The 18,907-nt window shown below is 68.0% G+C and carries 21 protein-coding genes, 1 tRNA gene and 1 riboswitch; of the genes, 14 read left to right on the top strand and 8 right to left on the bottom strand.

All coding sequences use genetic code 11. The features are described 5' to 3' along the window. Positions 1 to 116: 116 nt before the first annotated feature. Together metG and lptC are read left to right on the top strand one after the other, a co-directional pair. Positions 117 to 1,706, top strand: coding sequence for a methionine--tRNA ligase (gene metG, locus KBY77_RS01690; protein WP_255101876.1), 1,590 nt, complete (start codon positions 117 to 119; stop codon positions 1,704 to 1,706). An 8-nt stretch (positions 1,707 to 1,714) separates the two neighbouring features. Beyond that, entirely contained in the window at positions 1,715 to 2,839 is a 1,125-nt protein-coding gene (gene lptC / locus KBY77_RS01685; RefSeq protein ID WP_255101875.1) for an LPS export ABC transporter periplasmic protein LptC, read from the top strand. Here the strand turns inward: lptC and KBY77_RS01680 are convergent. Next, positions 2,751 to 3,434: a cofactor assembly of complex C subunit B gene (locus KBY77_RS01680; RefSeq protein WP_255101874.1), complete on the bottom strand. Its 684-nt coding sequence runs from the start codon at positions 3,432 to 3,434 to the stop codon at positions 2,751 to 2,753. The two genes, lptC and KBY77_RS01680, sit on opposite strands and share 89 nt — an antisense overlap. 217 nt (positions 3,435 to 3,651) lie before the next feature. On the opposite strand from KBY77_RS01680, the gene psb32 reads away from it, so the two are divergent. The 6 genes from psb32 to KBY77_RS01650 all read left to right on the top strand — a co-directional run bounded on the left by psb32 (position 3,652) and on the right by KBY77_RS01650 (position 7,870). Next, on the top strand, positions 3,652 to 4,305 hold the full coding sequence (gene psb32, locus KBY77_RS01675) for a photosystem II repair protein Psb32 (protein WP_255101873.1): 654 nt from the start codon (positions 3,652 to 3,654) through the stop codon (positions 4,303 to 4,305). Between the two features lie 6 nt (positions 4,306 to 4,311). After that, positions 4,312 to 5,454 (top strand): proton extrusion protein PcxA, encoded by a 1,143-nt coding sequence (pxcA, locus tag KBY77_RS01670; RefSeq protein ID WP_255101872.1) that lies wholly within the window; start codon positions 4,312 to 4,314, stop codon positions 5,452 to 5,454. Beyond that, positions 5,441 to 6,007, top strand: coding sequence for a bifunctional adenosylcobinamide kinase/adenosylcobinamide-phosphate guanylyltransferase (gene cobU, locus KBY77_RS01665; protein ID WP_255101871.1), 567 nt, complete (start codon positions 5,441 to 5,443; stop codon positions 6,005 to 6,007). The genes pxcA and cobU overlap by 14 nt, the downstream gene beginning before the upstream one ends. After that, the gene (locus KBY77_RS01660) at positions 6,004 to 6,489 is read left to right on the top strand and encodes a tRNA (cytidine(34)-2'-O)-methyltransferase (protein WP_255101870.1); all 486 of its coding nucleotides are present in this window, start codon (positions 6,004 to 6,006) and stop codon (positions 6,487 to 6,489) included. Before cobU ends, KBY77_RS01660 begins: the two co-directional genes overlap by 4 nt. Before the next feature lie 183 nt (positions 6,490 to 6,672). Further along, positions 6,673 to 7,725, top strand: a complete 1,053-nt coding sequence (locus KBY77_RS01655) for a peptidoglycan DD-metalloendopeptidase family protein (protein ID WP_255101869.1) — start codon at positions 6,673 to 6,675, stop codon at positions 7,723 to 7,725. A 71-nt stretch (positions 7,726 to 7,796) separates the two neighbouring features. Beyond that, positions 7,797 to 7,870: transfer RNA gene (locus KBY77_RS01650), tRNA-Met, on the top strand. A gap of 39 nt (positions 7,871 to 7,909) precedes the next feature. On the opposite strand, the gene KBY77_RS01645 is transcribed toward KBY77_RS01650, so the two are convergent. Beyond that, entirely contained in the window at positions 7,910 to 8,221 is a 312-nt protein-coding gene (locus KBY77_RS01645) for a hypothetical protein (protein ID WP_255101868.1), read from the bottom strand. A gap of 168 nt (positions 8,222 to 8,389) precedes the next feature. Between KBY77_RS01645 and KBY77_RS01640 the strand changes: the two genes are divergently transcribed. Then, positions 8,390 to 8,980 carry a peroxiredoxin gene (locus KBY77_RS01640; RefSeq protein ID WP_255101867.1) on the top strand — a complete coding sequence of 197 codons (591 nt, stop codon included), beginning with the start codon at positions 8,390 to 8,392 and terminating at the stop codon, positions 8,978 to 8,980. Positions 8,981 to 9,055: 75 nt separating this feature from the next. Here the strand turns inward: KBY77_RS01640 and purQ are convergent, their stop codons facing one another. Together purQ and purS are read right to left on the bottom strand one after the other, a co-directional pair. Next, entirely contained in the window at positions 9,056 to 9,709 is a 654-nt protein-coding gene (purQ, locus tag KBY77_RS01635) for a phosphoribosylformylglycinamidine synthase subunit PurQ (RefSeq protein WP_255101866.1), read from the bottom strand. Next, positions 9,706 to 9,987: a phosphoribosylformylglycinamidine synthase subunit PurS gene (gene purS, locus KBY77_RS01630; protein WP_255101865.1), complete on the bottom strand. Its 282-nt coding sequence runs from the start codon at positions 9,985 to 9,987 to the stop codon at positions 9,706 to 9,708. Before purS ends, purQ begins: the two co-directional genes overlap by 4 nt. A gap of 137 nt (positions 9,988 to 10,124) precedes the next feature. On the opposite strand from purS, the gene KBY77_RS01625 reads away from it, so the two are divergent. Continuing rightward, entirely contained in the window at positions 10,125 to 10,463 is a 339-nt protein-coding gene (locus KBY77_RS01625; RefSeq protein ID WP_255101864.1) for a hypothetical protein, read from the top strand. Positions 10,464 to 10,471: 8 nt separating this feature from the next. Here KBY77_RS01625 and cobW read toward each other — a convergent pair whose 3' ends face one another. The 3 genes from cobW to KBY77_RS01610 form a co-directional block, all read right to left on the bottom strand. Then, positions 10,472 to 11,581 carry a cobalamin biosynthesis protein CobW gene (gene cobW, locus KBY77_RS01620; protein ID WP_255101863.1) on the bottom strand — a complete coding sequence of 370 codons (1,110 nt, stop codon included), beginning with the start codon at positions 11,579 to 11,581 and terminating at the stop codon, positions 10,472 to 10,474. 2 nt (positions 11,582 to 11,583) lie between these two features. Continuing rightward, entirely contained in the window at positions 11,584 to 12,294 is a 711-nt protein-coding gene (locus tag KBY77_RS01615) for a HupE/UreJ family protein (RefSeq protein WP_255101862.1), read from the bottom strand. A 23-nt stretch (positions 12,295 to 12,317) separates the two neighbouring features. After that, a riboswitch (cobalamin riboswitch) is annotated at positions 12,318 to 12,479 on the bottom strand. After that, positions 12,473 to 12,940, bottom strand: a complete 468-nt coding sequence (locus KBY77_RS01610; RefSeq protein WP_255101861.1) for a pentapeptide repeat-containing protein — start codon at positions 12,938 to 12,940, stop codon at positions 12,473 to 12,475. (Overlaps the previous riboswitch by 7 nt.) A gap of 124 nt (positions 12,941 to 13,064) precedes the next feature. On the opposite strand from KBY77_RS01610, the gene upp reads away from it, so the two are divergent. The 4 genes from upp to glmU are packed head-to-tail and all read left to right on the top strand — an operon-like array spanning position 13,065 to position 17,487. After that, positions 13,065 to 13,766, top strand: a complete 702-nt coding sequence (gene upp, locus KBY77_RS01605; RefSeq protein WP_255101860.1) for a uracil phosphoribosyltransferase — start codon at positions 13,065 to 13,067, stop codon at positions 13,764 to 13,766. Between the two features lie 36 nt (positions 13,767 to 13,802). Next, positions 13,803 to 15,167 (top strand): 3-phosphoshikimate 1-carboxyvinyltransferase, encoded by a 1,365-nt coding sequence (gene aroA, locus KBY77_RS01600; protein WP_255101859.1) that lies wholly within the window; start codon positions 13,803 to 13,805, stop codon positions 15,165 to 15,167. Continuing rightward, the gene (locus KBY77_RS01595) at positions 15,164 to 16,105 is read left to right on the top strand and encodes an MnmC family methyltransferase (protein WP_255101858.1); all 942 of its coding nucleotides are present in this window, start codon (positions 15,164 to 15,166) and stop codon (positions 16,103 to 16,105) included. Before aroA ends, KBY77_RS01595 begins: the two co-directional genes overlap by 4 nt. Positions 16,106 to 16,134: 29 nt before the next feature. Continuing rightward, on the top strand, positions 16,135 to 17,487 hold the full coding sequence (gene glmU, locus KBY77_RS01590) for a bifunctional UDP-N-acetylglucosamine diphosphorylase/glucosamine-1-phosphate N-acetyltransferase GlmU (protein ID WP_255102055.1): 1,353 nt from the start codon (positions 16,135 to 16,137) through the stop codon (positions 17,485 to 17,487). Here glmU and murF read toward each other — a convergent pair. Further along, positions 17,456 to 18,907, bottom strand: coding sequence for a UDP-N-acetylmuramoyl-tripeptide--D-alanyl-D-alanine ligase (murF, locus tag KBY77_RS01585; RefSeq protein WP_255101857.1), 1,452 nt, complete (start codon positions 18,905 to 18,907; stop codon positions 17,456 to 17,458). The two genes, glmU and murF, sit on opposite strands and share 32 nt — an antisense overlap.

Below are 18,907 nucleotides of genomic sequence, written 5' to 3'. Positions count from 1 at the left end.
TGTGCCGAGGTACCGGTCCGCCGCTGCCCCGGGGAGGGTCTGGGAGTGGCACTCGGTAGGATCCGTCCCCGGCGCAGGGTCGCTCTGGCGGCGCAGCGGGCCCTTCACCACCGCCGATGACTTACACCCTCACCACTCCGCTTTATTACGTCAACGACAAGCCCCATCTCGGCAGCGCCTACACCACGCTCGCCTGTGATGCCCTGGCCCGCTTTCAGCGGTTGATGGGTCGGCCGGTGCTGTTCATCACGGGCTGTGACGAGCACGGCCTCAAGATCCAGCGCACCGCCGAGGCGGCCGGGCTCACCCCCCAGGCCCACTGCGACCAGGTGAGCGATCAATACCGCGACCTGTGGCAGCGCTGGCAGATCAGCCACGACCGCTTCATCCGCACCACCGAGCCCCGTCACCGCCTGCTGGTGGAGCAGTTTTACCGGCGGGTCGAAGCGGCCGGCGACGTGGTGGAAGGGCGCCAGCGGGGCTGGTACTGCGTGGCCTGCGAGGAATTCAAGGACGATCCGCCTGAGGCCCGCGCGCCCCAGTGCAGTACCCACCAGCGGCCGCTGGAATGGCGTGACGAGCTCAATCTCTTCTTTCGGCTCTCCCGCTACCAGCAGGCAATCGAGGAGCTGATCCAGCGACCCGGTTTCATCGCTCCAGCCAGTCGCCGACGGGAAGTGGAGAACTTCGTGGCCCAGGGGCTGCGCGACTTTTCCATGTCCCGACTGGACCTGCCCTGGGGCATCCCGGTGCCTGGCCATGAGGGCCACACCTTTTACGTCTGGTTTGACGCCCTGCTCGGCTACCTGACGGCCCTGCTGGAGCCTGGCGATCCGCCCGACCTGGCTCTGCTGAGTCAGCGGGGCTGGCCGGCGAGCATCCACGTGATCGGCAAGGACATCCTGCGCTTCCATGCGGTCTACTGGCCGGCGATGCTGCTCTCGGCAGGGCTGGAGCTGCCGGAGCGGGTGTTCGGCCATGGCTTTCTCACCCGGGAGGGGCAGAAGATGGGCAAATCCCTGGGCAATGTGCTCGATCCGGGGGAGCTGCTGGAGCGCTGCGGCCCCGATGCCGTGCGCTGGTATCTGCTGCGCGACATCCCCTTCGGCGAGGATGGCGATGTGCAGCAGCAGCGCTTCAGCGACCTGGTCAACAATGACCTGGCCAACACGATCGGCAACCTGCTCAACCGCACCTCCTCGATGGCCCGCCGCTGGTTCGATCAGGCGATTCCTTTTCCCAGTGAGGACGTGGGCAGCAGCCATCCGCTGGCCCAGGCGGCCCTGGTGGCGCGCGAGCAGGTGATCGATGGCATGGAGCGGCTGGATTTCCGCCAGGCAGCCGCCGCGGCTCTGCAGCTAGCCATCAGCGCCAATGGCTACCTCAACGACCAGGCACCCTGGAGCCGGATGAAGCAGGAGGGCCAGCGGCAGCAGGTGGCCGACGACCTCTACGCGGTGCTGGAGGCAGCCAGGCACGTGGCGCTGCTGCTGGCTCCGATCCTCCCCGACCTCTCCGCGCGCATGCTGCTTCAGCTGAATCAGCCACCGGCGCCCAGTGGTGCCGCGCCTGGAGGCCAGAGCAGCCCCACTGGCGCGCAGGTCCCCTGGCAGGAGCGTCTGAGCTGGGGTGCTCTGGTGGCGGGCACCCTCCTGCCTGAGCCGGAACCGGTGATGGCCCGCCTTGAACTGGATGGCTCGCTGTGAGGGCCGTGTTGGCAGCTGCCCTGATTCTCGGACTGCCGCTGGTGGCCTTGCTGGGCTGCGAGCGCAAGGCCAGCAAACCCAAGGAACCTCAACCCTTCGTGTTCCGTTCGCTCAACCTGCGCCAGCAGGATGGCAAGGGTCGTCCGGCCTGGGAGCTCACCAGCCCCCAGGCCCGTTACGACCTGCAGCGGCGGGTCGCCCGCGCCACCCAACCCCGCGGGGTGATCTACGCCGCCGGCAAGCCCCGCTACAAGGTGGAGGCCACCAGCGGCCTGGTGATCAATGACGGCGAGGTGATACAGCTGGAAGGCAAGGTACGCATCCTGGTGCTCGGTCCCAGGGGCTCGCTGATCACCGGTGATCGGGTGCGTTGGACGCCAAGTCGGCAGGTGATGGAGATCGAGGGGAAGCCCCTGCTCAAGGAAGGCCGGAGCCGCCTGAGTGCCACCACGGCCAAGTTCCTGCTCGACAAGGACAAACTGGAGTTGCGCGGCAAGACCCGCCTGCAGCAGCCGGAGCTCGATCTGCGCGCCAGCAAGGCCGACTGGCTGGCTGACACGGGTGCCCTGGTGGCGGCGGGTCCGGTGAAGGGTGAGCGGCGCCCCGCCGCTGAGAAGGGCACCGTCCAGACCGTCACCGGTTCGGCGCTGGAAGGGAACACTCGCGAGGAGGTGGTGGATCTCCTGGCGCCGGTGCGCTTCGTCGATCCCTCCCGGAAGGCGGTGCTGGATGCCCAGCGCACCCGCTGGAACTCCAAGGAGCAGGTGCTCAGCACGGCCCTGCCCTTCACCGGCGTGGTCGATCAGCTGCACGTGGCCGGCGACTCGCTGCGGCTGGTTCTGAACGAGAAAACGGCGATCATCCCCAGCGGTTGCCGCCTGCGCCAGCCCGGCGAGCGTCTCCAGGCCAGGGAATGCCTCTGGCGCTGGGACAACCAGGCCATCGAAGCCCGGGGGGACGTTCAGCTCGAGCGTGATCAGAACCAGCAGATCACCCGCAGCGAGCAGCTGTTCGGAAAGGTCGGAGCCAAGGGCCAGGCTGAGTTCATGACCCCGGGGGGAAGGGTGCGCTCGGAGCTGAAGGTGCCTCCTCCGTCGAAGGAAAAACGCCCGCCTGCTCCAGTGACGTTCTGAGCTTCTCGGCCCAGCCCTCGACCCAGAGCTCGTCGCCGCGGCTGAAGCAGCGCGGCGACCAGCCGCCAGCCAGCAGCCAGCCCTCACTGCCGATGGGTTGCACCAGCACAGCGGGCGTTCCCTCCGGTAGGCAGCGGAACTCGTCGCGGCCTGGGTAGAGCTTCAGGTTGACAAGGGAGATGGCCCGGGCGGTGCTGGTGGACCGACGGCAGATCTCCCCCGGCTCGAAGGTGCTGGTCCCCAGCAGACCCCGCCGCAGCAGGGTCTTGCCCCTCCAGTGGATCAGCAGACTGGCGGCCGGGGTGGCGGTGAGCAGCAGGCGGCTGCCCCAGGCCAGCTCCAGCCCCAGCTCCTGGGGCAGCAGGGAATCCAGCTCCAGCCCCTGCTTCCCCTGCAGCTCCACCCGCTCCGGGGTGAGCGGCACGGCCCGGGTCCAGAGCACGGCCACCAGCATCAGCCCCACCGCCATCAGGCTGGCCAGCACCCCGGCGCGCTCCAGGGCGGGGTTCAGCTCTGCAGCGGTGAGCTGATTGAGCAGGCAGAGCCCCAGCCCCAGCAACCCTGCCGCCAGAGTGAAACGGGCCGGGGTGGGCATGGTCGACACGGGACGGCTGATGTTCAGCGTGAACGCTGACACGGATTCGGACTGCCAGCCTGGCCACTCCCAGGCGACATTGCTGGCTGAGCGGAGGCAGGCCTGGACAGATCCCCGCGGCTATTGAGGCCGTCAACCGCGACAGTCTGGCCAGCTGAAGGCAAACTGTGGGGCAACGATCCGTCCTCCGCTGCCCGTGCAACTTTTGCCCCGATTGATGGCCGTGATCACCGTGCTGGTGATCTCCCTCCTGGCTGCGGCTCCCGCTGTCTGGGCGGTGGGGATCCGTGACCTGCCCACGCCGCCAGGCTCGCAGCATCTGATCGACACCGCCGGGTTGTTCAGCCGCGCCAGCTCGGCGGAGCTGGAGCGCCGCCTGGCCGACCTGGAGAGCGATCACGTCCAGGCGCGATTGCTAACCGTTCCCCGCCTTGACTACGGCCTCGAACTAGATGCCCTCGGCCAGCAGGCCCTGGAGTCGTGGTCGGCCTCCGAGCCCGGCTCCGGTGTTTCGCTGCTGCTGTTGATCGATGCCCAGACCAACACCGCTGCGGTGGTGGCCAGCCCCGAGCTGCTGGAGCAGCTGCCGGCCTCGCTTCTGCGCGACACCGCCGACAGCACCATGGCGGTTCCGCTGCGGCTGGGGGGCCGCTACCGTCAGGCCTCCCTCAATGCCTTGGATCGTCTGGGAACGGTGCTCCAGGGCGGAGAAGATCCTGGACCGCCCCTTGAAGAGACTGCCGCCCCCGTGGTGAGCAACATCCCCAGCCGGGAGGAGACGGCCAACAGCAAAGGCTTCCAGTGGGTGATCGTGCTGCTGGTGGTGGGCACGATCGTGCCGATGCTCACCTGGTGGGTTTTCTCCCGCTGATCACCGATGGCCCTGCGCGACTGGATGGGTACTTTCGGCAAGGCACGCTCCAGCGATCTTGTTCAGCAGCTTGAACGCGCCTATGAGGCCGCCCTGCTGATCCAGAGCATCGAGATCGAGTTCTTCGCCGATCGGCCCGTCCGCACGGACCTGGAGCTGAGCGTGCCCCGGCAGGTCCGCAACCAGATGTTGCGCCGGTTCCGGGCGGCCCTGCAGCTCTGCCGCGAGAGCCTCGAGGAGCTCAAGCCCCGCCGCCATGAACTGGATTCACAGCAACAGCGGCAGCTGCAGCTGATCGAGTCCGTCGAAGCCCGCTACAGCTCGCGTTCAGGTTCGGCCAGCCTCAGTCGCAGCCCCGAACTGCTGCCCCGCAGCCTGATGGGTGCCGTCGAGCGGGTACGCCAGCAGCTGGATCCGGAAGCCGAGGCCACCGTGGTGGCGGGCTTTCGCCGCCGCCGCGACACCACGCTTGTGTCTCTGCGCGTCCTGCTGTTGCTGGTGCTGGTGCCGCTGTTGATGCAGCAGGCCAGCCGCTCCTTCGTGATCTCCCCCCTGGTGGATCGCTTTGCGCCCGATGTGCCTTTTCTGAGTTACACCAAGCCACAGCTGGAGGAGGCGGCTGTGGAGAAACTGCGGATCTACAAGGCCGAGATCGAGTTCGCCGCCCTGCTCAAGGGCTCTGTCCTGCCGACCAATGAGGAGCTGCACCAGGCGCTTGCGCTCCGGGCCGAAGAGCTCAAACAGGAAGCGGACAGTCAGAGCACCCGCGCCATCAAGAACGTGCTCTCCGATCTGTTTGCCATGGCGGGCTTCGTTCTGGTCTGTGTCTTCGGGCAGGAGGAAATCCGCGTGCTGCGCGGGTTCCTTGATGAGCTGGTTTATGGACTGAGCGACAGTGCCAAAGCTTTTGCCATCATCCTGTTCACCGATATCTTTGTTGGCTTTCATAGCCCAGAGGGCTGGACTGTTCTGCTCGATGGTGTGGCCAATCACCTGGGATTGCCGCAACGGGAGAATTTCATTCTCTTGTTCATAGCCACATTTCCGGTGATCCTTGCAACGATTTTCAAGTATTGGATCTTCCGTTATCTCAACCGTGTTTCGCCATCTTCGGTGGCCACTCTGCGCAACATGAATGGGGGTGGTTGAGCAACGTGCCGGGGCCGGGCTCACCCTGGTGAGTGGGCCCAGTCGCAGTGGCAAGAGCCGCTGGGCCGAGCATCTGGTCGCCAACAGTGGCCGACCGGTGCTTTATATCGCCACCGGAGCTGTTGCTGTGGATGATCCGGCCTGGCAGCAGCGCCTGCAATTGCACCGGCGCCGGCGACCCGGTCACTGGGCCACCTGGGAGGTGGAGGGGGAGCTGGAGTCGGCCCTGGGGCGTGCCCCCGCCGACCACCACCTGCTGATCGATTCCCTCGGCACCTGGCTTGCCCATCACCTCGATCTCACCGCCGATGCCTGGGAGCGACGGCAGCTGGGCCTGCTGGAGGCGCTGATGAGCTGTTGCGCGCCTCAGCTGATCGTGACGGAGGAGACCGGCTGGGGGGTGGTGCCTCCCACCGTGATCGGCGGCCGTTTCCGGGATCGGCTGGGGGGGCTGCAGCAGCGGTTGCAGCCCCTGGCCCAGGCCAGCTGGCTGGTGATCCAGGGCCGCGCCCTGGATCTGCATGCCCTCAGCCAGCCGGTGCCGGAATCGTGAGCGACCTTCCCCGGGTGGTGCTCTTCCAGCCCCAGATACCCCCCAACACCGGCAATGTGGCCCGCACCTGTGCGGCCACCGGGGCGGAGCTGCACCTGATCGAACCCCTTGGCTTCAGCCTCGACGACCGCCAGCTCAAGCGTGCGGGGCTCGACTACTGGCCCTGGGTGCACTTGCACCTCCATCCGGGGTTCGAGGCCCTCCGAGCCGAGCAGCAGCGGCGTGGAGGGCGGCTGCTGGCGTTGAGCAGCCAGGCCGATCAGCCTTACCACCAATGCAGCTTCCGCAGCGACGACTGGCTGCTGTTCGGGCGGGAGAGCGACGGTCTACCGCCGGAGCTGCTGGAGCTGGCCGAACTGCGGCTGACGATCCCGATGGCCGGCTCGGTTCGACACGGTGGAGGGGTGCGCAGCTTGAATCTCTCGGTCTCGGTGGCCGTGGTCTTGTTCGAGGCCTTGCGCCAGTTGGAGACTGGTGTTTGAGCGATCAGCCGCTTCCTGGATCGTCCATGACGATCCATTGGCTGACCCCAGAGGCTTGTGCCCGATGGTTCATGCCGCTACCCTCGGCGCGGCTCGGGGATGGTGGCTTCTCCACCGGGCCTTGTCCAACGGGTGAATTTCTGCATGAAGCCTTCGCATCTGATCTTGCCGCTGCTGGGAACCATGCCGGTTCTCTCCCTCGTGGCTGTCGGCGCCATCCCAGGCATCGCCGACGCGCGCCGGCCCGGTTTCGAATCGATGCCCGAGCGGCTGGAGTCCGATCCATCGATGGCGGCTCTGCCTCCAATCGGCGAACCCCAACTGCTGGCCTCGTTGCCGAGCTCGTTCCGCGACAAGCTCTGGGTCCGCACCCGCGACGACATCAGCCTCGAGGAGCTGGCCAGCCAGTTGCGGATTCAGGAAACCCCCCTGGCCAAGCTCAACGACGTCAATGAAGATCACGCCTTCAGCCGGGGCGACTGGGTGGTCCTCCCGTCCTACAAAGCTTCGACGGCCAAACAGCTTGCCTCCCTCGACACCAGTGAGCTGCGCCGCTCGGCTCCCCGCTCTGAGCCCCCCCCGCTGGAGAGCACCGGCGTAGTGCGTTTCGGCGACAACCTGGTGAAGCTTGCCCAGCGTTACAAGCTCAGCATCCAGGATCTGCTGCGGCTGAATCCTGGGCTTGAAGCGGCTCGCCTGGTGGAAGGAAGCCAGATCCGTGTGTCCAGGGCTGCTGCCCCCCGCTCGCGCATGGTGCTCGGACTCAAGCCCACGGGCAGCGGTGGTCTGAGCTGGCCCGAGCTTCCCGGTTTCAACCGCCCGGGTGATCAGCGAACGACTCCTTCCCAGCTCGGCAGTGGTTGGATCTGGCCAGCCCGCGGCGTGTTCAGCTCGGGCTACGGCTGGCGCTGGGGACGGATGCACAAGGGCATCGACATCGCCAGCAATGTGGGTACGCCGATTGTGGCGGCCCAGGGTGGTCAGGTGTCCTACGCCGGCTGGCACGACGGCGGCTACGGCTACCTGGTGGAGATCCAGCACCCTGACGGCAGCAAGTCGCTCTACGGTCACAACAGTCGGGTGCTGGTGCGGGTGGGACAGCAGGTCTCCCAGGGCACCCAGATCGCGGCGATGGGCAGCACCGGCCGCAGCACAGGTCCCCACCTCCACTTCGAGATCCACCCCGCTGGCCGTGGCGCCGTCAATCCGCTTCAATTCCTCCCCGGCAGGGCCTGATCTCCATCCTTGCCACCTCCCCCTTCCCCGGTCGGGAGAGGGAGGTCGATCGTTTAAAGTCCTTACAACCGGGCTCGGTAGCTCAGCTGGTTAGAGCGTGGGATTCATAACCCCAAGGTCGGGAGTTCAAGTCTCCCCCGAGCCATTTCTGGCGTCAAATTGAGGTCCATCGGGTTTGTTCGGGTCAGCGCATCTCGATGGCGTTAAGGCGCTCGCGGAAGCTGACGGAGGCAGAGCCCCCTTCTGAGCCGGCGCTGGCCGGAGGCAGGTTGGGAGCCGGCGCCGGACCCGCATAGCGCCGGGCACGGCCATAGACCTGGGGGCGCACATCCACGGCACGCACCAGGGTGCCGGTGCGTGAACGACCGCCTCCGTCGCTGTCGCCGGGTTCCTCACGGTTGAGGGGGCTGGTTTTGAGCTCGCTGCGCAGCTGGTTGAGCAGGCGGAAGTGGCCGGTGTTGTTGTATTTGCGAAGCAGGACAGGGTCCCAGGACATCAGGTCAAGGCTGTGGAACGGGGGCGGGGCATCAGCCGTCGTCGCCTCCTTCATCGTAAGGGCCACTCTTGCCAGGGTTCCGTGATAAATTGTTGCGGTCGCAAGTGGTAGTCGGTCCGAGTTCGGACTGAGTTCCCTGCTTTCCCGTTCGTCACCCACTTTTCAAGCATGTCCCGGCTCGTCGGTCTGCAGGCCCCTGAATTCACAGCCACCGCAGTGGTGGATCAGGAGTTCCAGACGGTCACCCTCTCCCAGTACCGCGGCAAGTACGTGGTGCTGTTCTTCTACCCGCTTGATTTCACCTTCGTCTGCCCCACGGAGATCACCGCCTTCAGCGACCGTTACAGCGATTTCGCCAGCCGCAACACCGAGGTGCTGGGCGTGTCGGTGGACAGCCAGTTCTCCCACCTGGCCTGGATCCAGACGGATCGGAAGCAGGGTGGCATCGGCGACATCGCCTATCCCCTGGTGGCCGACCTCAAGAAAGAGATCGCTTCCGCCTACAACGTGCTTGATGAAGACGCCGGCGTGGCCCTGCGCGGCCTGTTCATCATCGATCCTGAAGGTGTGATTCAGCACGCCACCATCAACAACCTGGCGGTGGGCCGCAACGTTGATGAGACCCTGCGGGTTCTGCAGGCCTTCCAGCATGTCAAGGCCAACCCCGATGAGGTCTGCCCCGCCAACTGGACGCCGGGTGAGAAGACCATGAACCCTGACCCCGTCGGCAGCAAGGAGTTCTTCGCCGCGGTCAACTGATCAATCGGCCTTCGGGCACCGGATGCAGCGAAGGGGGCCACTGGCCCCCTTTTTTGCGCGCTGATGGGGGAGCGTTCAGCCCAGCAGGCTGGCGAACAGGCGCTGACCATCGAGCCCGCCGGTGCGGGGGTCGCAGGCCCGCTCCGGGTGGGGCATCAGTCCGAGCACGTTTCCAGCCGGATTAGCCAACCCAGCCACATCGCCCACGGAGCCGTTGGGATTGTTCTGGTAGCGCAGGACCACCTGGCCGGACTGCTCCATGGCCTCGAGGGTGGACGGCTCGCACTGATAGCGCCCTTCGCCATGGGCAATCGGCAGCTTGATCTCTTCGTCCTCCCCGTAGCCGGAGAGCCAGAGGCAGCTGCCAGGGCTCACCGTCAGGGCGGTTGGTTCACAGATGAAGTGGAGGCGGCTGTTGCGGGTCAGGGCACCGGGGAGCAGGCCGAGTTCGGTGAGCATCTGAAAGCCATTGCAGATCCCCAGCACCGGGCCACCCCTGGCGGCAAACTCCGCCACTTCCTCCAGCACAGGAGCGAAACGGGCGATCGCGCCGCAGCGGAGGTAGTCGCCATAGCTGAAGCCGCCAGGCAACACCACGGCATCCAGGCCGTTCAGGTCGCGCTCCTCATGCCAGAGGAAGCGGGTCGGAATTCCCAGGCAGCCCTCGGCTGCCCAGCCCACGTCCCGGTCGCAGTTGGAGCCGGGGAAGACCACCACACCGATCGTCATGCCGAGAGGTCCGCTCCGTTGGCGGCGATCTCGCTGAGCTCCAGTTCCCAGTTCTCGATCACGGGATTGGCCAGCAGCCGGTCGCTGAGCAACTCCACTCGCGAGCGGGCGGTGTCGGCATCGGGAGCTTCGATCTCCAGCTCCACTGCCTTGCCGATGCGCAGGCGGCTGACCCCCTCCACCCCCAGGCGGCTGGTGGCGGCGCGGGTGGCCTCACCGGCTGGATCCAGAACCGAGGGCCTCAGGGAGACCAGCACACGGGCGTGAAAGCGGGGCACCAGGCAGCCGGGGCGTTTGTTAAATCTTGGCAGCCCATGTTCCCCCTTCGCCAGGGCCAGATCCAGCTTGAAAGGGTGAGACGGAGGAGACCCCAGCCATGCACGGCCCATTCCTGGCATGGTCTGGGCGTCGGCCCTTGTCAGCCGTCGCGGTGCTGACCATGGCGGCAGCCCTGGTGGCAGGGCTTGGCTGGTTCTCGCGACAGGCGCTGGGGGCCGAGCCACCCGCCTACAAGGTCGAATGTCGCCTCGAGGACGGACCCTGGCACCCCTGCGTGATGACGGTGCAAGCGGTGGGGGAGCGTTGGCAGATCGACCTCGATGGTCTTCGGGTCGTGTTCCGCCACGACGGGCGAGGCACCGTTGAGATGCGTCGTTCCAGCGGTCCCTGGCAGTCGGTGAGCGGCCGCTGGCAGGAGGACCATGCCCTCTGCTGGGACGGGATCTGTGCCAAGGGGGCCTTCCCGCTGGATTGAGGGCCGTGTCAGGCCAGTGGGCTGAGGGCCGCGCTGCCCAGGACCTGCTCCAGCCGGTCTTTGTCGAGGCGCAGGCCCAGCACCACCAGCTCCAGGCCAGGGTTTGCTGCGGCGCTGGGCTCGAGGGGCTGACGGTCGTACCAGCTGTCGAGCCGTGGACCGACCGCCTGAATCTGCAGGGGTCTTGGCTTGCCGCTCTGGTGCAACCAGCCCTTGAGCCGCAGAATGACCTGCTCCACGATCTGCTCGATCAACAGGCGTTCCAGGATCTGGCGGTCGAAGTGGCCGGGCAGCTTCAGAGCCAGTGACTGCATCGGCACATGGCTGTGGGCATCTCCGTGGTCGTGGTCATCGCCATGGCCGTGATGATCGTCGTGGAGTGCCCCGGCCGGCTCAATCCTCTCCAGGCCCAGCATCAGCTCGGCAGGCACCTCGCCACGGACCATGGGCAGCACCTGCACTCCGCGGCGGCAGAGCGGAGCCAGCTGTCGCTGGACGTCCGCGCTCTGGGAGGCATCGAGTCGATCGGCCCGGCTCATCAGCACCAGATCGGCCGCCGCCAGCTGGTCGCGGAAGAGATCTTCGAGGTCGCTGAGATGGTCGAGGCTGGGGTCCGCCGCCCGCTGGCGTTCCAGGGCCGCCGGATCGCCCACCACGCTGCCCTGGGCGAGGGCTTCGCCATCGACCACCGCCACCACGCCATTGACGCGGGTGCGGGTGCGGATCTCGGGCCACTGAAAGGCCTGGACCAGCGGTTCGGGCAGGGCCAGACCGCTGGTTTCGACCACGATGCCGTCGAGGCGATCGGCCTGGGCCAGCAGGATCTGCATGGTGGGCAGGAACTCGTCCTGGACGGTGCAGCAGAGGCAGCCATTGGCCAGCTCCACCAGCCGACCCTCCAGCTCGTCTTCGGGGCAGAAGCCGCAGCTGCGCAACAGGGCTCCATCAATGCCCACTTCGCCGAACTCATTCACCAGCACCGCCAGGCGCTGGCCGCTGTTGAGCAGCAGATGGCGCAGCAGAGTGGTCTTGCCGGCACCCAGAAATCCAGTCACGACGGTGACTGGCAGCCTCCGGTTGGCGAGCCGCGCCAGCGGGGCTGCGGTTGGAACTTCCATCGTCAGGGCACCAGCTGGGTCCAGGCGAACGTGGCGCCGATACCGATCAGCAGCCCCGCCAGCAAGCGCAGGTTGGCGGCTTGAAGCCGCCGGGCCCAGGAGCGCACCAGGGTGACGGCCGTGATCAGCAGAGCGCCCTGGCTGAGCAGCAGACCAAGCAGGTAAACCATCTGGGCCGAGATCGACCAGCCGAGCACCGGCTGGCTCAGGACACTGCCGTGCAGGGCGATGGCGGGCAGCAGGATCCAGCTGGGCCAGCGGCCGAGCACCACCAGACCGGTTGCCACGAGCGAAAGGGCCACCAGCAGCTCGCTGCCGGGCAGCACCGGCAGCACCAGGCCGAGGGCGGTGGAGCCCAGGCCGATCGTCAGCAGGGCAATCACCCAGCGCAGCGGTTGCTGCAGCCCCACCAACCCCAGGCTGAGCAGAAACAGCAGATGGTCAGGACCGAGCAGGGGATGGCCGAGTCCACTGAGGAAACCGGCCATGGCCCCTTCCCTCAGCCCGAACACCTCCATCAGATGGTGGGCCGAGGCCGGAGCCGCCAACAACGAAACCAAAAGCAGAGGCACCAGTCCCAGCAGAGCGATGGGTCCTGCAGTGATGCGCCGGGAGCCGGAGGTGGCAGAGGTGGATTGGGTAGGTCGGTGAGCGTGCTGGGGTGGCCGTGCTGGCTGCCGCAGCCGAGCCGGATCCCCTGAGAGGGAGGTCATGGTCTGGAAATCCGGTCCGCGCCGGCACAAGAGGGAGAACCGGCGGGTGTTCTGACTGGCTCGTGCGTCGGCGATTGACCGGAGCACGGGCTGCACAGCTGCGGGACAGCGCCGGATTTGCACCGGACTTTCCCCCTTGCCCCCGGTGGCTGATCCCCACCGGAACCGGATTCAGATGCTACCGGCAGCCCAGGCTTTCCACCGTGGAGGCCCCAGTGGTGGGGTTGACGCCATCAGCGCGGGAACAGAGGGCCTTGAGCTGGGAGAGGTCCAGGACAGCGTCGCTGAAATCCGCTCCCTCGATCTGTGCGCCCGTGAAGCGGCTCTGCATGAGCATGGCGTTACGCAGCACGGCTCCGCTCAGATCGGCCCCGTCGAAGCGGGTGGCGAAGGCCACGGCGTCTTCGAGGTTGGCCCCGCTCAGATTGCTGTTGGTGAGGTCGCTGGAGTTGAAGACGGCCCCGCGCAGATCGCTGCCGCTGAGGTCGAAGCCGCTCATCGAGGCTTTGAGGAACTCCTCCTGGTGCAGGTCACGGCCGTGCATGTCGGGCTGCAGATCCTGCAGTGACCGCTGGCCCCGCAGCTCGGGTGCTGTGATCGCCGAGGCACTCCCCACCCCAACGAGCAGCGAGCTGCCCACCAGCATGATCAGGCCCGCAAGCAGCGAAAACCAACGCCGGAGGACGCGGCGCCGACGAGACGGGTGGGGCCTTGAAACCCGAAGAGCAGACGGCAAAGCGCACGTAGCGTGACAGCTCAAGCTATGGCACATGACCATGTCGTTGCGGGTGGTTGTTCCACCCCATCCCCTGATCGCCCACTGGCTGACCGTGCTGCGGGATCAGGAGACCCCCTCGCCGCTGTTCGCCACCGCCATGACCGAGCTGGGCCGCTGGCTCACCTACGAAGCTGTGCGCGACTGGTTGCCCCAGCGATCCCTGCAGGTACAGACCCCCCTGGCCGTCACGGAGGGGATGGTGGTGGACCCGTCGGTGCCGGTGCTGGCCGTGCCGGTGCTGCGCGCAGGGCTGGGGCTCTGGGCCGGTGCCCAGACGGTGTTGCCCTCCGCCCGGGTGGCCCATGTCGGTCTGGTGCGGGATGAGCACACGGGCGAAGCCCACTGCTACCTCGACACGCTGCCGGAGCGCATCGGCGAGCGGGTGGGGGTGATGGTCTTCGACCCGATGCTGGCCACCGGCGGCAGCCTGATTCAGGTGCTGGAGCGCCTGGAGGGCCTGGGAGTGAGCGGGCAGCGCCTGAGGGTGATCACGGCCCTGGCGGCCAGTCCCGGGCTGGGGGCCCTAGGCAAGCGCTTCCCGGATCTCACGGTGTACACCGCCTGCATCGATCCCGAGCTGGATGAGGCCTTTCGAATCGTTCCCGGCCTGGGGGATGCCGGTGATCGGCTCCATGGCTCCCAGTCGCCGGTGTTTCCAGAAGAAGCGGAGTTTCCAGAAGAAGCTCAGCCCTAGGCTCCCCGATTCCCGTTCCATCCCACTTCCGATCGCATGGCCGTCGCCCCCGCCTCCGGTAGCCCCCTGACCCTGGGCTCCACCGCCGGCGCCGGCCGGGGGCGCAGCCTGCGCGGCACGGTGCGGGTGCCGGGTGACAAATCGATTTCCCACCGGGCCCTGCTCTTCGGCGCCATCGCCGAAGGCGAGACCCGTATCGAGGGTCTGCTGCCCGCCGAGGATCCCCTCAGCACGGCGGCCTGCCTGCGGGCCATGGGGGTCACGATCAGCCCGATCCATGTCGGCGAACCGGTGCTGGTGCATGGGGTCGGCCTCGATGGCCTGATGGAGCCCGATGACGTGCTCGACTGCGGCAATTCCGGCACCACCATGCGCCTCATGCTGGGGCTGCTGGCAGGCCGCACCGGCCGTCATTTCGTGCTCAATGGCGATGCCTCCCTGCGCGGTCGGCCCATGGCCCGGGTCGGCCAGCCCCTGGCCGGCATGGGCGCGCTGATCCGCGGACGGGCGGGCGGCAACCTCGCTCCGCTGGCGATCGAAGGCAGCCAGCTCCATGGCGCCGTGATCGGTACCCCTGTGGCCTCGGCCCAGGTGAAATCGGCCCTGCTGCTGGCAGCTCTCACGGCCAGCGGCTCCACCACCGTGATCGAGCCGGCCCGCTCCCGTGATCACAGTGAGCGCATGCTGCGTGCCTTTGGTGCCGATCTCGAGGTCGGTGGCGAAATGGGTCGCATGATCTGTCTTCATCCCGGGGCCAGCCTGCGCGGCCTGCCGGTGGTGGTGCCGGGAGACATCAGCTCGGCGGCCTTCTGGCTGGTGGCAGCCGCCATCACCCCCGGGGCCGAGATCCTCGTGGAGAACGTGGGCCTCAACCCCACCCGCACCGGCATCCTCGAGGTGCTGGAGCAGATGGAAGCCAGGCTGGAGGTGCTCAATCCGCGCGATGTGGCCGGTGAGCCGGTGGGGGATGTGCGCGTCAGCCATGGCCCGCTGAAGGCGTTCGAGATCGGTGGCGATCTCATCCCTCGGCTGGTGGATGAGATCCCGATCCTGGCGGTGGCGGCCTGTTGCGCCGAGGGGGTGAGCCGAATCCGTGATGCAGAGGAACTGCGCGTCAAGGAAACGGACCGTCTGGCCGTGATGGCCCGCCAGCTGAGGCTGCTGGGAGCAAGCCTGGAGGAGACCGCTGACGGCCTGGTGATCGAGGGTGGCCGCCCGCTCCATGGCGCCGAGGTCGACAGCGAAACCGATCACCGGGTGGCCATGAGCCTGGGGGTGGCGGCCCAGGTGGCCGGCGGCACCACCCGGCTGCACCGCAGCGAGGCGGCGGCTGTCTCCTATCCGGGCTTCTGGGAGGATCTGGCGCGCCTGCAGGCCGACCCAGGCGGTCAGGCTGGGTGAACCCCGGGGTTCCGCTGGCGGACCATCTCAGCCCCCGCGTCACCGAGGACGGCAGTTTCAGCCTGCACAGCGCTGAGTTCGACGAGGGGTTTCACTGCCGCAGTGGCGCCCTGCTCGAGGCGCGGCGCACCTATGTGCAGCCGGCCCAGCTGGAGCGCTTCAGCGCCGGGGAGGAGCTCCTGGTGGTGGATGTCTGCGTGGGGCTGGGCACCAACAGCGCCGCCCTGCTCGAAGCTGCGGTCCCCCTGGGGCTTCGCCTGCGCTGGTTCGGCCTGGAGATCGACCCGGCCCCCCTGGCCCTGGCCCTGGCTGAGCCCTCCTTCCGCCGGCAGTGGCAGCCAGCGCTCGGGTTGGATCTGCTCCAGCAGCTGCGGGACACGAGCCACTGGCTGAGCCCCCACGGCCGGGGGGAGATGCGCTGGGGTGATGCACGTGAGGAGATCAGGGGGGTGCTGGCGCAGGCCGCGGGGCGCTGCGATCTGGTGATGCTCGATGCCTTCTCGCCGCGCCATTGCCCCCAGCTCTGGAGCCAGGAGTTCCTGGCTGCGCTGGTTGCGCTGCTGGCCCCCCGGGGGCGTCTGCTCACCTACTGCTCGGCCGCCGCCCCACGCCGCAGCCTGGTGGAGGCTGGCCTGCGGCTGGCGGCGCTGCGCTCCGACGCAGCCGCAGCCGCTGTCCAAGCCGGTGCCGTTCAGGTCTGGAGCCATGGCACGGTGGCCGCCCAGGCGCTGGAGATGTCCTCGCCCTGGTGGCGTCCCCTTTCGCTGATGGAGCGGGAGCACCTGGCCAGCCGGGCCGGCGAGCCCTACCGCGACCCCGGGGGACAGGCAGAAAGCGGCGTGATCCTGGCCGATCGCCAGAGGGCCCAGGCCCTCAGCGGGGCGGAGCCGTCCAGTGCCTGGCGGCGGCGCTGGGGACTGCACAGAGGAGGCCGGTAGATTCCGTGCCCAGCCGCCTTGATCCGCCGATGCTCGCCGTTGCCGTGCTGGCCGCTGGAAAGGGCACCCGGATGAAGAGCGATCTGCCCAAGGTGCTGCAGTCTCTGGCAGGGGTCACCCTGGTGGAGCGGGTGCTGGCCAGCTGTCGCCACCTCGATCCCCAGAGGCAGGTGTTGATCGTGGGTCACCAGGCCGAACGGGTGCGCTCCGTCCTGGCCGGCCTGGAGGGTCTGGAGTTCGTGTTGCAGCAACCGCAGAACGGCACGGGCCATGCCGTGCAGCAACTGCTGGAACCTCTGGCGGACTTCGAGGGGGAACTGCTGGTGCTCAATGGCGATGTGCCTCTGCTGCGGCCCGCCACTCTGGAGGCGCTGCTGGAGCGGCACCGGGCCGCCGGGGCCGCGGTGAGCCTGCTCACGGCGCGGCTGGCTGATCCCAGTGGGTATGGCCGGGTGTTCACCGATGACCAGGGCCAGGTGGAGGCGATCGTCGAGCACCGCGACTGCAGCGAGGAGCAGCGCCGCAACGATCTCACCAACGCCGGGATCTATTGCTTCAACTGGCGCGCCCTGGCCGAGGTGCTGCCGAAGCTGAGCACCGACAACGACCAGGGGGAGCTTTACCTCACCGACACCGTGGCGCTGCTCAGCCCCGCCGTGCACGTGGAGGTGGCGGACTCAGCCGAAATCGCCGGCATCAACGACCGCCTGCAGCTCGCCCAGTGTGAGGCGGTCCTGCAGGAACGGCTCCGCTGCCACTGGATGGCGGAGGGGGTGAGCTTCGTGGATCCAGCCAGCTGCACCCTCAGTGAGGGCACCCGCTTCGGCCGGGATGTGCTGGTGGAGCCCCAGTGCCATTTCCGGGGCAGCACCAGCATCGGCAGTGGCTGCCGCATCGGCCCCGGTTGCCTGATCGAGGACAGCCAGCTCGAGGACGGCGTGGAGGTGCTCTACTCCGTGCTGCGCGATGTGAGTGTGGCCGGGGGTTGCGTGGTGGGTCCCTTCGCCCAGCTCCGCGCGGGTGCGCGGCTGGAGAGCGGCTGCCGCATCGGCAATTTCGTGGAGGTCAAGAACAGCCATCTGGCCTCGGGCTGCAAGGCCAACCACCTCAGCTACCTCGGTGACGCTGATCTGGGGGCGGAGGTGAATGTGGGGGCGGGCACGATCACTGCCAACTTCGACGGCGTGCGCAAGCACCGCACTGTGATCGGCGCCGGCAGCAAGACCGGCGCCAATTCGGTGCTGGTGGCACCGATCGTCCTGGGTGCCGGCGTCACCGTGGGGGCAGGCTCCACCCTCACCCGCGACGTGCCGGCTGGGGCCCTGGCCCTGGGCCGCGCCCGTCAGTTGATCAAGGCCGACTGGATCCCGCCGCAGGGCTGAGGCCTCGCTCCAGCAGCGGCAGCAGGCGCTCCAGGGCCACCCCACGGCTGGCCTTGAGCAGCAGGTGGTCGCCATCCTCCAGCCAGCCCAGCAGCGTCCGGGCGGCTTCGGCGGGCGAATCGAGCCGCTCCAGAAGCGGCAGGCCGGAGGCCCCCGCCAGCAGGGCCTCCCCTTCGGTTCCGCTCGCCACGATCACCAGGCCATCGAGCCCGAGGGCCCTGGCCCGCTCTCCCACCCGGCGGTGCAGCTCGCTGCTCTGCTCCCCCAGCTCGAGCATGGTGCCCAGCGCCGCGAAGCGCCGGCCCGGCTGGGCCGCCAGCAGATCCAGCGCCGCCAGCATCGCTTCGGGGGAGGCGTTGTAGGTCTCATCGAGCACCTCGATCCCCCCCAGGCTGATTCGCCGGCTGCGCCCGCCCGGCAGGGCCACTTCCAGGCGGCGCAGCTGCAGTGGATCCACCCCCAGCTCGCTGGCCACGGCCAGGGCAAGCAGCAGGTTGCGGGCATTGTGGCGGCCCGGTAAGGGCAACTCGGTGCTGTGCTCCGCCGCCCCCGGCTCCGCCAGTCCCCAGATGAGGCGCTCGCCGTCGGCGCCGGCCTGGATCCGGCCAAGCACCTGGGCAGGCTCTGGCCCCGGCGGGTCGTCGTGGAGGGCAACGCGGATCACCCGGCCGCTCCAGACGGCGGCGAGGCTGGTCTCGAGCAGGGGGTCACCGGCCGGGATCACCACCAGCCCATCGGAGCGCAGAGCCGAGACGATCTCGCACTTGGCCGTGGCGATCGCCTCGCGGCTGCCCAGCCGGCCGATGTGGGCCGTGCCGATGTTGGTGATCACGCTGATGTCGGGCTCGGCACAGCGGCTCAGCCGCTCGATCTCCCCCAGACCGCGCATGCCCATCTCCACCACCACGGCCCGATGCTCCCCGCCGGCCTTGAGCAGGGTGAGCGGCACGCCGATGTCGTTGTTTTCGTTGCCCACACTCGCGAGCACCGGACCGAGGGGGGCCAGCACGGCGCGGATCAGCTCGCGGGTGGTGGTCTTGCCGGCTGAGCCGGTCACGGCGATCACCGGAGCGCTGCCCTGGCGGCGCCAGAGACGCCCCAGCTCCTGGTAAGCCGCCTGGGTGTCGTCCACCAGCCAGATCCGTCCTCCTCTCGCGCCCACCAGGGCTTCGGCCTGCTCGGCGCTGAGGCGGTCTCGCTGGGCCAGGGCGGCCAGCGCCCCCTGCTCCAGAGCCGCCTCCAGGAAGCGATGGCCATCAAAGCGCTCCCCCACCAGCGGCACGAACAGGCAGCCGGGCTCCAGCTCACGGCTGTCGGTGCCGATGCGGCTGAAGCTCGCCGCCGGATCGGCGGGAGCCGCTTCGATCGGCTTTCCCCACAGCTCCACCAGGTTCGCCAGCCGCATCGCTTCCGCCCGCAT

The organism is Synechococcus sp. Cruz-7E5 (assembly GCF_024345995.1).
In the GTDB taxonomy this organism is placed as follows: domain Bacteria; phylum Cyanobacteriota; class Cyanobacteriia; order PCC-6307; family Cyanobiaceae; genus Regnicoccus_A.
This window is presented reverse-complemented; position numbering and strand designations above follow the sequence as displayed.